The organism is Desulfacinum hydrothermale DSM 13146, from assembly GCF_900176285.1.
GTDB lineage: Bacteria > Desulfobacterota > Syntrophobacteria > Syntrophobacterales > DSM-9756 > Desulfacinum > Desulfacinum hydrothermale.
The window spans coordinates 1-13,837 of sequence record NZ_FWXF01000029.1 but is presented as its reverse complement, the minus strand read 5'-3'; the positions used below and the strand labels follow the sequence as shown (position 1 = coordinate 13,837).

Here is a 13,837-nt window from a genome sequence, read left to right as displayed (position 1 = left end):
GGCGTGGAGATGTTCCGCAAGACGCTGGACCGCGGTGAGGCGGGCGACAACGTGGGTTTGTTGCTTCGCGGGATCAAGCGCGATGAGGTGGAGCGCGGCCAGGTGGTGGCCAAGCCTGGGAGCATCACGCCGCACACGAAGTTCAAGGCGGAAGTTTACGTGCTGAAGAAGGAAGAAGGTGGCCGTCATACGCCGTTTTTCCCCGGGTACCGTCCTCAGTTCTATTTTCGGACCACGGACGTGACGGGTGTGGTGACGCTTCCTGAGGGCGTGGAGATGGTGATGCCGGGCGACAACGTGAACATGGAAGTGCAGCTGATCGCCCCGGTGGCCTTGGAAAAGGAGCTTCGCTTCGCGGTCCGCGAAGGCGGACGCACCGTGGGGGCCGGCGTCGTCACCGACATCATCGAGTAGGTGTGGGTTCAAGGAAGAGAAGGTGAGCGACAATGCGAGTATTGGTCACCCTTGTGTGTCAGGAATGCAAACAGCGCAACTACACGACCACAAAGAATAAGCGAACGACTCCGGACAGGCTGGCCTTTCGGAAGTATTGCAAGTTTTGCAATGCCCACACAGTGCACAAGGAATCCAAGTGAGCCTGCGGGGGGAGCACCGGCGGCCTGTTCGGCCTCCGGTGCATCGGCAATGGTCCTGGGCTACAGGCGTGAAACCCGGGACAAATCCAACTCAAGGTGATCGATGAAGACTGCAAAGGCAAGTTCCAATCAGGCGGCCAAAGGGCCTGTGACGGACCAAAAGGATAGGAAGCGGGACAAGCGCCAGAAAGTGGCCAAGGCCGGCGACAAGAAGCCCGCGGCTTCGAAAAAGAAGGCCCCTCGCAAGGTCGAGTCCTCCAAGCCCGGCCTTTGGGCGCGCTTTCAGGCCTATCTGCGAGAGGTCGTCTATGAGCTGCGCAAAGTCGTATGGCCGTCGCGCCGCCAGACCATTGGCTCCACTTCCGTTGTGCTGGTCATCGCGATTCTGTGCGGGCTCTTTTTGGGGTTCGTGGATCTGATCCTCAGCCGATTTGTGCGCCTATTGATCGGATGAGGATGGATGAGGGCTTGAGCCGAAGCGGGGGTGATCGCGTGGCGAAGCAATGGTACATCGTGCACACGTACTCGGGATTCGAACATAGGGTCAAGGCGGCCTTGCAGGAACGGATCAAAGCGGCCGGCAAAGAAGAGTACTTTGGCCAGATCCTGGTGCCCACGGAAAAGGTGGTGGAATTGGTCAAAGGCGAGCGGAAGTCTTCGTCTCGCAAATTCTATCCCGGTTACATCGTGGTGGAGATGGAACTCAACGACGAGACATGGCACCTGGTCCGCCATACGCCCAAGGTGACGGGCTTCATCGGAAGTCAGGAGCGCCCCATTCCTTTGTCCGAGGAGGAGGCCAACGCGATCATCCAGCAGATGGAAGAAGGCATCCAGAAGCCCCGCCCCAAATACCAGTTCGAAAAGGGCGAAGAGGTGCGGGTGGTGGATGGGCCGTTCGCCAGCTTCAACGGGGTGGTGGAGCAAGTGATTCCCGAAAAGGGTAAGGTGCGGGTTCTGGTGACCATCTTCGGGCGGTCCACACCCGTGGAACTGGACTTTGTGCAGATTCAACGCCTTTAGAAAGAGACGAGGGCGGCGTTTGCCCGCGGGACCGGCCGCGGTAGCGTGCCGCCTTGTGATAAGAGACCGCGAGTGGTTCAGGGAGTGAGTACATCATGGCAAAAAAGGTGATTGCGAACATTAAACTCCAGATTCCAGCCGGACAGGCGAATCCGTCTCCGCCGGTGGGCCCTGCGCTGGGTCAGCACGGCGTCAACATCATGGAGTTTTGCAAGGCGTTCAATGCCAAGACCCAAGGCCAGGACGGCATGATCATCCCCGTGATCATCACGGTATATGCGGATCGTTCCTTCACGTTCATCACCAAGACCCCGCCCGCCGCCGTGCTGCTCAAAAAGGCGGCCCAGATCGCCAAAGGTTCCAGCGAACCCAACCGGGATAAGGTGGGCAAGGTGACCAAAGCGCAGGTGGAGGAGATCGCCAAGCTGAAGATGCCCGACCTCAACGCTCGGGATTTGGAAGCGGCTGTGCGCACCATCGAAGGTACGGCGCGCAGCATGGGGATTGTGGTCGAATAGCGACTGGCCTGTGGCCGCAACGGGCCATCAGGGAGACTCGGTTGGAGAAAAGGACATGCCGAAACGAGGAAAGAAATACCGCGCTGCGCTGGAAAAAGTGGATCGCACGAAGCGCTACAGTTTTGAGGAAGGCCTGAGTTTGGCCCTCGAATGTGCCTACGCCGGATTTGACGAAACGGTCGACATAGCGGTTCGCCTGGGTGTGGATCCCCGCCATGCGGACCAGATGGTGCGCGGAACGGTGGTGCTGCCCAACGGACTGGGCAAGGAAGTCCGGGTGGTGGTCTTTGCCAAGGGCGAGAAGGTCAAGGAGGCCGTGGATGCGGGTGCCGACCAGGCCGGAGGCGAGGAGCTGATCGAAAAGATCAAAGAGGGCTGGCTGGACTTCGACAAGGCGGTGGCCACTCCCGACATGATGGGCCAGGTGGGCAAGATCGGTAAAATTCTCGGCCCGCGGGGCCTCATGCCCAACGCCAAGCTGGGAACGGTCACCTTTGACGTGGAGAAGGTGGTCAAGGAGATCAAGGCGGGTAAGGTGGACTTCCGGGTGGAAAAGACGGGAATCGTCCACGCACCCATGGGCAAGGTTTCTTTCGGCCGCGAGAAGCTTCTGGAGAACATCACCACCTTTTTGGAGACCTTGATCCGGCTGAAGCCGGCCGCCGCCAAGGGTACGTACCTGAAGGGTATCGCCATATCGACAACCATGGGACCCGGTGTGCACATCGATCCCCTGGCTGTCAAGAACATCCTTGGCTGATGCCTGGGATGAGCGATCAAAATAACTGCCGTTGGGTGCTTTCACGCATCGGAGACCGTAGGTGCACGTTGGAGGTGTTTAAATCCACCCGTAAATTTTCGACCGGGTGGGACCTACCGAGGTGGTGAAAAGACCAACGGGTTGACGGGCTCGCCATTGTCGAGTTTGAAAGCACGCCGGCAGAGGAAAGGGGGGAAGAAGAAGGTTGGATAAGGCAAAAAAAGAGCAATTGGTCGCCGAGCTGCATGAGAAGCTCCAGCGCGCAAGCGCCGCCGTCCTGACGGATTTCAAGGGCCTGACGGTTGCAGAGATCACGGCACTTCGCGACAACTTGGCCGAGCAAGGCGTGGAGTATCGGGTGGTCAAGAACACCCTGATGCGCATAGCTGCCAAGGGAACGACGGCCGAAGTGGTGGAACCCCTGCTGACCGGGACCAACGCCGTGGCCATCAGCTACGAGGACCCCAGTGCCCTGGCGAAGGCCTTGAAAAACTTCGCCAAAGAAACGGACAAGTTCCAGATCAAGGGCGGTGTCCTGGGGAGCAACCCGTTGAGCCCGCAGGATGTGGAAGCGTTGGCGGAACTGCCGTCCCGCGAGGAAATGCTGGCCACGTTCCTGGGAACCCTCAACGCGGTGCCCACGGGGCTGGTGCGCGTCCTCAGTGGTGTGCCCAGGGCCTTTGTTGGCGTGCTTGCAGCCATTGAAAGAGAAAAAGAACAAGCATCGTAAGATAAGGGAGGAATCTCGCAATGTCGGAAATCACCAAGGAAGATGTGATCAAGTTCATTGAAAACATGACCGTGCTTGAGCTGAGCGAGCTCGTCAAGGAACTGGAAGATCGCTTCGGCGTGAGCGCTGCGGCGCCTGTGGCCGTGGCGGCCGTGGCGGGTGCAGCGCCTGGCGAAGCGGCTCCTGCCGAGGAAAAGACCGAGTTCGACGTGGTCATCACTTCCGCCGGCGACAAGAAGATCCAGGTGATCAAGGAAGTGCGTGCCGTGACCAGCCTGGGCCTGAAGGAAGCCAAGGAGCTGGTGGAGAATCTGCCCGCCGCGGTCAAGGAAGGCATTCCCAAGGAGGAAGCGGAAGAGATCGCCAAGAAGCTCACCGAGGCCGGCGCGACCGTCGAAGTCAAGTAACGCCCCACGCCCCGCCTGTGGCGGGTCTTTGTCGGAAGTCCCGTCTGTGGCGGGATTTCCGATTTCCTTTTTTGGGTGAGTGCCACCCGGCAGGCCTCGGTCGGGGCGGCCGGGTGGCTTTCTCGCCATGTGACCGCAAGGTTATGAATTCCACCAAGTTGCAGGAGACATCATGGCAACTGCTCTGAGCCAAGAATACCGGGTCCGGAAAAGTTTCGGGAAAATCAAAAAGATCGTGGATATCCCGAACCTGATTCAGATGCAGAAAGAGTCCTATGCCAACTTTCTGCAGATGGATGTCCCGCCCCAAGCCCGTGCCAAGAAAGGCCTGCAAGAGGTCTTTCAGGGTGTCTTTCCCATTGAGGACTTCAGCCAGACCGCGTCCCTCGAATTTGTGCAGTACAGTTTCGGTGATGTGAAATACGATGTGGATGAATGCCTGGCCAGGGGCATGACCTACGAGGCGCCGCTGAAGATCGTCGTCCGTCTGGTGGTCTACGATGTGGACAAGGAGGCGGGGCAGCGGGCCATCCGGGACATCAAAGAGCAGGAGATCTATTTCGGAACCCTGCCGATGATGACCGAAAACGGCACTTTCATCATCAACGGAACGGAACGGGTCATTGTCAGTCAGTTGCATCGCTCGCCCGGTATCTTCTTCGATCATGACCGCGGAAAGACGCATTCCAGCGGCAAGATCCTCTATTCTGCCCGGATCATCCCGCTGCGCGGATCCTGGCTCGATTTCGAATTCGACCCCAAGGATATCCTCCATGTGCGCATCGACCGGCGAAGAAAGCTGCCGGCCACCGTGCTCTTGAAGGCCCTGGGCTACGCCACGGAAGAGCTTCTCAACTACTTTTACAAGCGGCAACGGGTTTTTCTCATCGACGCCCAATGGGCGGAAAAGGAACTGAGCCAGGAGACCCTGGTGGGCACGAGAGCCCCTGAAGACATCCTGCACCCGGAAACGGGCGACGTGCTCGTCAAGAAAAACCGCAAACTGGGAAAGAAAACACTCCAGCGATTGGCCGACGCGGGCGTCCAGGGCCTGCGCATCCCCGTGGATGAACTGATCGGCCAGGTGCTCGCCCACGACGTTATCGACTTTTCCACCGGCGAGATCCTTGCGGAGTGCAACGATACGATCACCGAGGAACTGTTGGAAGAGCTTGTCCAACGGGGTATCGGGGAATTGGAGCTGCTCCATCTGCAGGGTCGGGACGTGAGTCCGGCGTTTCGCAATACGCTTTTGCTGGACAAAGTGCACGGCCGAGACGACGCCCTGCTGGAGATCTACAGGCGCCTTCGGCCCACCAACCCTCCCACCCTGGAGGTGGCCACCGAGTTCTTCAACAACCTCTTTTTCAGCCCCGATCTGTACGATCTTTCCGAAGTGGGGCGGCTGAAACTCAATGTGCAGTTGGGCCTGGATGTGCCCTTGGAGACGCGCACCCTCACCAAGGAAGACATCCTGGAAGCCGTGAAGAAGCTGATCCACCTGAAAGAGACCCAGGGGCCCGTGGATGATATCGATAACCTGGGCAACCGACGGGTGCGTGCCACCGGCGAGCTGCTGGAAAACCAGTACCGCATCGGGCTGGTGCGCATGGAACGGGCCATCAAAGAGCGCATGAGCCTCCAGGAGATCGAAGCGCTCATGCCGCACGACCTCATCAACGCCAAGCCGGTGTCGGCGGTGGTCAAGGAATTCTTTGGAACCAGCCAGCTGTCCCAATTCATGGACCAGACCAACCCGCTGTCGGAAGTCACCCACAAGCGCCGCTTGAGCGCTTTGGGCCCCGGCGGCCTGACCCGGGAGAGGGCCGGCTTTGAGGTCCGGGACGTGCACCCCACCCATTACGGGCGGATCTGCCCCATCGAGACGCCGGAAGGTCCCAACATCGGTCTCATCGTGTCGCTGTCCACCTACGCGCGGGTCAATCCCTATGGGTTCATTGAAACACCCTACCGGAAGGTGGAGAATCAAAAGGCCAGCCGGGATGTGGTCTATCTGACGGCCATGGACGAGAAGGATTATCCCATCGCCCAGGCCAATGCGCCGCTGGACGAGGAGGGCCGGTTCGTGCGCGACGAGGTTTCGGCGCGCGTGGCGGGTGAATTCATGCTCCTGCCGCCCGACGAGATCAAGTACATGGACGTCTCGCCCAATCAGCTGGTGAGTGTTTCCGCATCGTTGATCCCCTTCCTGGAGCACGACGACGCCAACCGGGCGCTCATGGGTTCCAACATGCAGCGCCAGGCCGTTCCCCTCCTCCAGAGCCGTGCGCCGCTGGTGGGCACGGGCATGGAGAGGATCGTGGCGCGCGACAGCGGTGTGGTCATCGTGGCCAAGCGCGACGGAGTGGTGGAGTACGTGGACGCCTCTCGCATTGTGGTGCGCGCCCTGGAAACCGAAAGCTCCATGGACAGTGGGGTCGATATTTACAAGCTCATCAAGTTCAAGCGTTCCAACCAGAACACGTGCATGAACCAAACCCCCCTGGTGCGGGCCGGTCAGAGGGTCCAAAAGGGCCAGATCATCGCCGATGGGGCCTCCACCGATCACGGTGAGCTGGCTCTGGGGCGGAACGTGATGATCGCCTTCATGAGCTGGGGAGGCTATAACTTTGAAGATTCCATCCTGGTCAGTGAGCGCATAGCCCAGGAAGACGTGTTCACCTCCATTCACATTGAAGAATTCGAGATTCTGGCCCGGGACACCAAGCTGGGCAAAGAGGAGATCACGCGGGACATCCCCAACGTGGGCGAAGAGGCCCTGCGCAACCTGGATGAAAGCGGCATCGTTCGCATCGGGGCCTACATCCGCCACAACGATATCCTGGTGGGCAAGGTGACCCCCAAGGGGGAAACCCAGCTGACCCCCGAAGAGAAGCTGCTGCGGGCGATCTTCGGCGAGAAGGCCAGCGACGTCAAAGACACCTCCCTGAGGGTTCCTCCGGGAGTGGAGGGCATTGTCATCGACGCCAAGGTCTTTTCGCGCCGCGGTGTGGACAAGGACGAGCGGACCCGGATGATCGAAGACGAGGAAATCGCTCGACTCATGAAGGACCAGCGGGACGAGCTGGACATCATCCGCCGAAGTGTGGCCAAGCGTATTGCGGCGCTCTTTGAAGGCAAGACCTGCGCCGCCCCCATCAAAGACGGCAAGACGGTCTATGTGAAGAAGGGCGAGCCCATCACGGTGGATGTGGTTCTGAATCTACCCAGTCGACTGTGGTCCCACCTGGCGGCCGTGGAGGACCCGGCCCTGTCCATGGAGGTGGAGCATATCTATGAGCACTACCGCGAGCAGGTGGACCTGGTCCGGTCGCTGTTCGAAGAAAAGATCAGCAAGCTGAAAAAGGGCGACGAGCTGCCGCCGGGCGTCATCAAGATGGTCAAGGTCTACGTGGCGGTCAAGCGCAAGCTGCAGGTCGGGGACAAGATGGCCGGCCGCCATGGAAACAAGGGTGTTGTTTCCAGGATCCTGCCCGTGGAGGACATGCCTTACTTTGCCGATGGGACGCCCGTGGATCTGGTGCTCAATCCCCTGGGCGTGCCTTCCCGTATGAATGTGGGGCAGGTGATGGAAACCCACCTGGGCTGGGCCGCCAAGGGGCTCGGCGAGCAGCTGGCCCGCATGATCGAGGAGTATAAGGAAAAGGAGACGCTGGAGCAGAAGCTGCAGCGCATTTACAACCAGTTGGAATGGGACACCTACCTGAAGGGAGCGAGCGAAGAGGAGTTGAAGTCCCTCGTGCCGCACCTGAAGGAGGGCGTTCATGTGGCCTCACCGGTCTTCGATGGCGCCGAAGAATCCGAGATCCGGGCTTTTCTCAAAGAAGCCGGACTGCCCGAGACGGGGCAGGCGACCCTCTACGACGGGCGCACGGGAGAGCCCTTTGACCAGCCGGTGACCGTGGGGATCATGTACATGCTGAAACTCCACCACCTGGTGGACGACAAGATCCATGCGCGCTCCATCGGCCCCTATTCGCTGGTGACCCAACAGCCCTTGGGCGGCAAGGCCCAATTCGGCGGCCAGCGCTTGGGAGAGATGGAAGTGTGGGCGATGGAGGCCTATGGTGGCGCGTATGCGCTCCAGGAGTTCCTGACGGTGAAATCGGACGACGTGGCCGGAAGAACCCGGATGTACGAAAAGATCGTCAAGGGGGAAAACACCCTGGAGGCCGGGCTGCCGGAGTCGTTCAACGTGCTTGTTAAGGAGCTTCAGGCCTTGGCTCTCGATGTACAGCTCCTGGGCGAGGAAGAGGGCGAAGGCGATTAGTGTTGCGTCAGGCGAAGGCGCACGGGCGAAAGGACGGCCTTCGCCCGCCGCGCAACTCGCCGGGGCGTTCTTGGGAACGTGACGCATAAGGAGGATCCTTTGAAAGAGCTCTATCCCTACTTTATGAAGCCGAGCGATCCGCTTCACTTCGATGCGGTCAAGATCATGCTGGCCTCTCCCGAAAAGATCCGGGAGTGGTCCCATGGCGAAGTGAAGAAGCCGGAAACCATCAACTATAGGACGTTCAAGCCGGAACGGGACGGCTTGTTCTGTGCCAAGATCTTCGGCCCCACCAAGGACTACGAGTGCAATTGCGGCAAGTACAAAAGGATGAAACACCGCGGTGTGGTTTGCGAAAAGTGCGGTGTGGAGGTGATCCAGTCCAAGGTGCGTCGTGAGCGCATGGGCCATATCGAGCTGGCCGCGCCCGTGGCCCACATCTGGTTTCTGCGCAGCCTGCCCAGCAAGATCGGCAACTTGCTGGATCTGACCATGCGGGAATTGGAAAAGGTTCTCTACTTCGATTCTTTCATCGTCTTGGATCCGGGCGATACCCCGTTGGAAAAGGGCGAGCTGCTCAGCGAAGAACGCTATCGGGCGCTGGTGCAGGAATACGGTGCGGGATTTCGAGCCGGGATCGGGGCGGAGGCCATCAAAGAGCTGCTGGCCAGCTTGGATTTGGAAGCGCTGGCTCAGGAGCTGCGCCAGGAGATGATGGCAACCGGATCGGTGGCCAAGAGGAAAAAACTGGCCAAGCGCCTTAAGGTGGTGGAGGCTTTCAAGGACTCGGACAATCTCCCCGAATACACCATCATGGATGTGATTCCCGTCCTGCCCCCCGATCTGCGTCCGCTCGTTCCCCTGGACGGGGGGCGTTTCGCCACCAGCGATCTCAACGACCTGTACCGGCGCGTGATCAACCGAAACAACCGCCTGAAACGGCTCATGGAGCTCAATGCGCCGGATATCATCATCCGCAACGAAAAGCGCATGCTGCAGGAGGCGGTGGACGTCCTGTTCGACAACGGGCGCCGTGGCAAGACCATCACGGGCGCCAACAAGCGACCGCTCAAGTCCCTGAGCGACATGCTCAAGGGCAAACAGGGGCGTTTCCGCCAGAACCTGCTGGGCAAGCGCGTGGACTATTCCGGTCGAACGGTGATCGTGGTGGGCCCGAACCTGCGTCTGCACCAGTGCGGGTTGCCCAAGAAGATGGCTTTGGAGCTCTTCAAGCCCTTCGTCTACAACAAGCTGGAAGAAAAAGGGCATGTGAGCACCATCAAGGCGGCCAAGAAGATGGTGGAAAAGGAGACGCCGGAGGTCTGGGACACCCTGGACGAGGTGGTCAAGGAATTTCCGGTGCTTCTCAACCGGGCTCCCACCCTGCACCGCTTGGGGATCCAGGCCTTCGAGCCGATCCTGATCGAAGGAAAGGCCATCCAGCTGCACCCGCTGGTGTGCACGGCCTTCAACGCCGACTTCGACGGGGACCAGATGGCGGTCCATGTGCCTTTGTCCATTGAGGCCCAAACCGAAGCCCGCGTTCTCATGATGTCCACGAACAATATCCTCAGCCCGGCCCACGGCGGGCCGATCATCGTGCCGTCCCAGGATATCGTTCTGGGCATCTACTACATGACCCGGGAGCGCCCGTTCGCCCAAGGTGAAAACCGCGTCTTTTCCGGCATCGATGAGGTGCGTTGCGCTTACGATGCGGGCAGGGTGGATCTCCATGCCAAAATCAAGGTGCGGCTGAACGGCGACCTGGTGGAGTCCACCGTGGGCCGGACCCTCTTGTGGGAACTGATCTCCAGCATCATGCCGGACAAGATCATGAAGGATCCCGACCTGCTGGCCAAGACCTTTTCCATGGTCAACAAGGTTATGAACAAGAAGGCCCTTTTGGAGCTCATCGATTACAGTTACCGCACCGCCGGCGAGAAGGCCACGGTCATCCTGGCAGACCGTCTCAAAGACCTGGGTTACCAGCAGGCGACCCGCTCGGGGATCTCCATCTCCATCAAGGACATGATCGTCCCTGAAAAGAAGGCGGAGATCATCTCGGACGCCTTCGACCTGGTCCGTGAAATCGAGCGCCAATACAACGAAGGCCTCATCACGGAAGGCGAAAAGTACAACAAGGTGGTGGACATCTGGGCCAAGGCCACCGAAGACGTGGCGGGCGAGATGATGAAGGAAATGGCCGTGGAGGAGGTCTCCAGTCCCGATGGCCAGAGCGTGGAGTCCACTTCCTTCAACCCGATCTTCATGATGGCCGATTCGGGCGCCCGCGGCAGCAAGGATCAGATGCGGCAGTTGTCAGGCATGCGCGGCCTGATGGCGAAGCCTTCGGGCGAGATCATCGAAACGCCCATCACCGCCAATTTCCGCGAGGGCCTCACCGTGCTTCAGTACTTCATCTCGACCCACGGTGCCCGTAAAGGCCTGGCGGATACGGCCCTCAAGACCGCCAACTCCGGGTATCTCACCCGCCGGCTGGTGGACGTGTCCCAGGATGTGATCGTCAGCGAAAAGGACTGTGGGACCATGGACGGCATCACCGTGGAGGCGCTCACGGAGGCTGGAGAAATCATCCAGCGGCTGGGTGAGCGGATCCTGGGTCGCGTGGTCCACGAAGACGTGGTGGACCCGGTGACCGGTGATGTGCTCATTCCCGCCGGCCAGGAGATCGATGAGGCGGGTCTGAAGAAGATTGAAGAGGCCGGCATCGAGAAGGTCACCATCCGTTCGGTCCTGACCTGTAAGAGCCGCCGGGGCGTGTGCGCCACCTGTTATGGCCGCGACCTGGCCCACGGACGCAGGGTTCAGATCGGCGAGGCGGTGGGGATCATCGCGGCCCAGTCCATTGGAGAGCCGGGCACGCAGCTGACCATGCGCACCTTTCACATCGGCGGTACCGCCAGCAAGCGCATCGAGCAGACCTCCATCACCAACCGGTATCCGGGACAGGTGAAATTCATCAACCTGACCACCGTGCGCGACCGCCAGGGCGACCTGGTGGCCATGAACCGCAACGGAGAAATCTCCATCGTGAGCGAGACGGGCCGTGAGCGGGAACGCTATGTGATCATCTACGGTGCCAAGCTCAAGGTGCAAGACGGCGACTGGGTTGAGCCGGAGACCTTGCTGGCCGAATGGGATCCCTTTACCATTCCCATTCTCACGGACGTACAGGGGACGGTGAAGTTCGGAGACATCATCGAAGGCCAGAGCATGCAGGAACAGCTGGACCCCGTCACCGGCAAGTCCAGCAAGGTGATTGTGGAGGCCCGGGACGGAGACATGAGGCCGCGCGTGTCCATCAAGGACGAACGGGGCCGGACGGCCCGGGTCGGTGACGGCGGCCATGCTCGCTACTACATGCCGGTGGGGGCTATCTTGATGGTCAATGAAGGCGACATGGTCTCGCCCGGTGACGTGCTGGCCAGGATTCCCCGGGAGACCACCAAGACAAAGGACATCACCGGTGGTTTGCCCCGTGTGGCGGAGCTGTTCGAGGTGCGCAAGCCGAAAGAGCATGCGATCATCTCCGAAATCGACGGCGTGGTCAGTTTCGGCAAGGACACCAAGGGCAAGCGCAAAGTCATCGTCACCCCCGAGGTGGGAGATCCCCGCGAGTACCTGATCCCCAAGGGCAAGCACATCAGCGTCCATGAGGGGGATTACGTGCGAGCTGGTGAGCCGCTCATGGACGGTTCGCCCAATCCCCACGACGTCTTGAATGTTCTTGGGGAAAAGGAGCTGGCCAAGTACCTGGTCAATGAAGTCCAGCAGGTCTACCGGCTGCAAGGCGTCAAGATCAATGACAAGCACATCGAGGTCATTGTGCGCCAGATGCTGCGCCGCGTGAAGATCACCAACCCCGGCGATTCCGATTTCCTGATTGGGGAACATGTGGAAAAGCGCGTGTTCGAGGAAGTGAACCAGAAACTGGAGGCGGAAGGCAAAGTGCCGGCCGCGGCGGAACCCTTGCTCCTTGGGATCACCAAGGCCTCGCTGAGTACGGAAAGCTTCATCTCAGCCGCCTCCTTCCAGGAGACCACCAAGGTCCTGACCGATGCGGCCGCTTCGGGCAAGGTGGATCACTTAAGGGGTCTCAAGGAGAACGTGATCATGGGCCGATTGATCCCGGCTGGGACCGGGATGAAGCCCTATCGGAAGGCCTCGTTCGCGGTGGAAGCGGCTCCGGGTCACTAGAGGATCCGGGCCGCCCCCACGGCGGGGTCTTAAATATCTTGACAAGCCCACGGGTTATCAGTAGATAGAGGAGATTTCCGAGCCCAGACGGAAGGGGCGAGTTAAGTTTTTGAAATTAATATGGTCTGAAGCAGGTGGAGTAACGAGGATGCCCACGATCAACCAGCTAGTGCGAAAAGGCAGACAAAAGGTCCGCAAAAAACCAACGACACCCGCTCTTCAAAGTTGTCCCCAGAAGCGGGGGGTGTGTGTGCGCGTCTATACCACAACGCCCAAGAAGCCCAATTCGGCGTTGCGCAAGATCGCGCGCGTGCGCTTGACCAACGGCATTGAAGTGACGTCTTACATTCCCGGTGTCGGCCACAACCTGCAGGAACACTCGGTGGTACTCATTCGCGGTGGCCGTGTGAAGGACTTGCCCGGCGTTCGCTACCACATCATCCGCGGAACCTTGGATGCCTTGGGGGTGGCCGATCGCAAGCAGGGGCGGTCCAAGTATGGGGCCAAGCGGCCGAAATAAAGAGTAGGGAAATCCAGGATGGGCCATGGTCTTGGCAGGGGCCATGGCTTCTCTTTTGCCGTCAACGATCACAAGAGGTTGAGGTCGGGAATGCCTAGGAGAAGAGAAGTACCAAAGCGCGAAATTCTTCCAGATCCCAAGTACAACAGCCGGTTGGTGGCCAAGTTCATCAACAATATCATGCGGGATGGAAAAAAGAGTGTGGCTGAGCGGATCCTGTACGGCGCCTTCGATTTGATCGAAAAGCGCTCCAAGACGGATCCTCTCGAGGTCTTTCACAAGGCCATGGACAACGTGCGGCCCGTCATTGAGGTGAAGTCCCGTCGGGTGGGCGGTGCCACCTATCAGGTGCCTGTGGAGGTGCGTCCGGCACGGCGTGATGCCCTGGCCATGCGGTGGCTGATCGGCTACGCCAAGAATCGTTCGGAAAAGACCATGATGGAAAGGCTCGCGGGCGAACTCCTGGATGCGTCGCAAAACAGGGGGGGTGCCATCAAAAAGCGCGAGGACACACACCGAATGGCGGAAGCGAACAAGGCCTTTGCCCACTATCGCTGGTAGGCGGACCCGTTCTGTCCTGTGCTGGGCGAAGGGCCGGTGCCTGGGCGCGACCATCAAATGGGCATCCTCGCAGGTTGAGCGTATTGTGATGAATGGAAGCTTTATGGGATCCAGTTTTTGAGGAGGAAGTGCGATGTCGAAGAAGAAGTTTGAGCGGACGAAGCCGCATTTGAACGTGGGGACCATTGGTCACATCGACCATGGCAAGACGAC

12 protein-coding genes and 1 pseudogene are annotated in these 13,837 nt (G+C 59.6%); all 13 read left to right on the top strand.

Translation table 11 applies throughout. From position 1 onward, the window contains the following. A partial coding sequence (locus tag B9A12_RS15945) for an elongation factor Tu (RefSeq protein ID WP_483863794.1) occupies positions 1–414 on the top strand: 414 nt, incomplete at its 5' end. 32 nt (positions 415–446) lie between these two features. After that, positions 447–596 carry a 50S ribosomal protein L33 gene (gene rpmG, locus B9A12_RS15940; RefSeq protein WP_084059085.1) on the top strand — a complete coding sequence of 50 codons (150 nt, stop codon included), beginning with the start codon at positions 447–449 and terminating at the stop codon, positions 594–596. 103 nt (positions 597–699) lie between these two features. After that, complete coding sequence (gene secE, locus B9A12_RS15935) at positions 700–1,050, top strand: preprotein translocase subunit SecE (protein WP_084059084.1); 351 nt, start codon at positions 700–702, stop codon at positions 1,048–1,050. A 38-nt stretch (positions 1,051–1,088) separates the two neighbouring features. Next, positions 1,089–1,619, top strand: a complete 531-nt coding sequence (nusG, locus tag B9A12_RS15930; protein ID WP_084059087.1) for a transcription termination/antitermination protein NusG — start codon at positions 1,089–1,091, stop codon at positions 1,617–1,619. 95 nt (positions 1,620–1,714) lie between these two features. Continuing rightward, positions 1,715–2,137: a 50S ribosomal protein L11 gene (gene rplK / locus B9A12_RS15925; RefSeq protein ID WP_084059083.1), complete on the top strand. Its 423-nt coding sequence runs from the start codon at positions 1,715–1,717 to the stop codon at positions 2,135–2,137. 55 nt (positions 2,138–2,192) lie between these two features. After that, positions 2,193–2,897, top strand: a complete 705-nt coding sequence (gene rplA / locus B9A12_RS15920; protein ID WP_084059082.1) for a 50S ribosomal protein L1 — start codon at positions 2,193–2,195, stop codon at positions 2,895–2,897. A gap of 205 nt (positions 2,898–3,102) precedes the next feature. Next, complete coding sequence (rplJ, locus tag B9A12_RS15915; protein WP_084059081.1) at positions 3,103–3,627, top strand: 50S ribosomal protein L10; 525 nt, start codon at positions 3,103–3,105, stop codon at positions 3,625–3,627. Positions 3,628–3,647: 20 nt separating this feature from the next. Then, the gene (gene rplL, locus B9A12_RS15910) at positions 3,648–4,034 is read left to right on the top strand and encodes a 50S ribosomal protein L7/L12 (protein WP_084059080.1); all 387 of its coding nucleotides are present in this window, start codon (positions 3,648–3,650) and stop codon (positions 4,032–4,034) included. A gap of 172 nt (positions 4,035–4,206) precedes the next feature. Beyond that, positions 4,207–8,325, top strand: coding sequence for a DNA-directed RNA polymerase subunit beta (gene rpoB / locus B9A12_RS15905; RefSeq protein WP_084059079.1), 4,119 nt, complete (start codon positions 4,207–4,209; stop codon positions 8,323–8,325). A 99-nt stretch (positions 8,326–8,424) separates the two neighbouring features. Next, positions 8,425–12,543: a DNA-directed RNA polymerase subunit beta' gene (rpoC, locus tag B9A12_RS15900; protein WP_084059078.1), complete on the top strand. Its 4,119-nt coding sequence runs from the start codon at positions 8,425–8,427 to the stop codon at positions 12,541–12,543. A 148-nt stretch (positions 12,544–12,691) separates the two neighbouring features. Next, a complete protein-coding gene (rpsL, locus tag B9A12_RS15895) occupies positions 12,692–13,063 on the top strand; it encodes a 30S ribosomal protein S12 (RefSeq protein ID WP_084059077.1) in 372 nt (123 codons plus the stop codon). 90 nt (positions 13,064–13,153) lie between these two features. Further along, the gene (gene rpsG, locus B9A12_RS15890; RefSeq protein ID WP_084059086.1) at positions 13,154–13,624 is read left to right on the top strand and encodes a 30S ribosomal protein S7; all 471 of its coding nucleotides are present in this window, start codon (positions 13,154–13,156) and stop codon (positions 13,622–13,624) included. Between the two features lie 133 nt (positions 13,625–13,757). Further along, a pseudogene (locus B9A12_RS17710) lies at positions 13,758–13,837 on the top strand (GTP-binding protein); the annotation flags it as partial.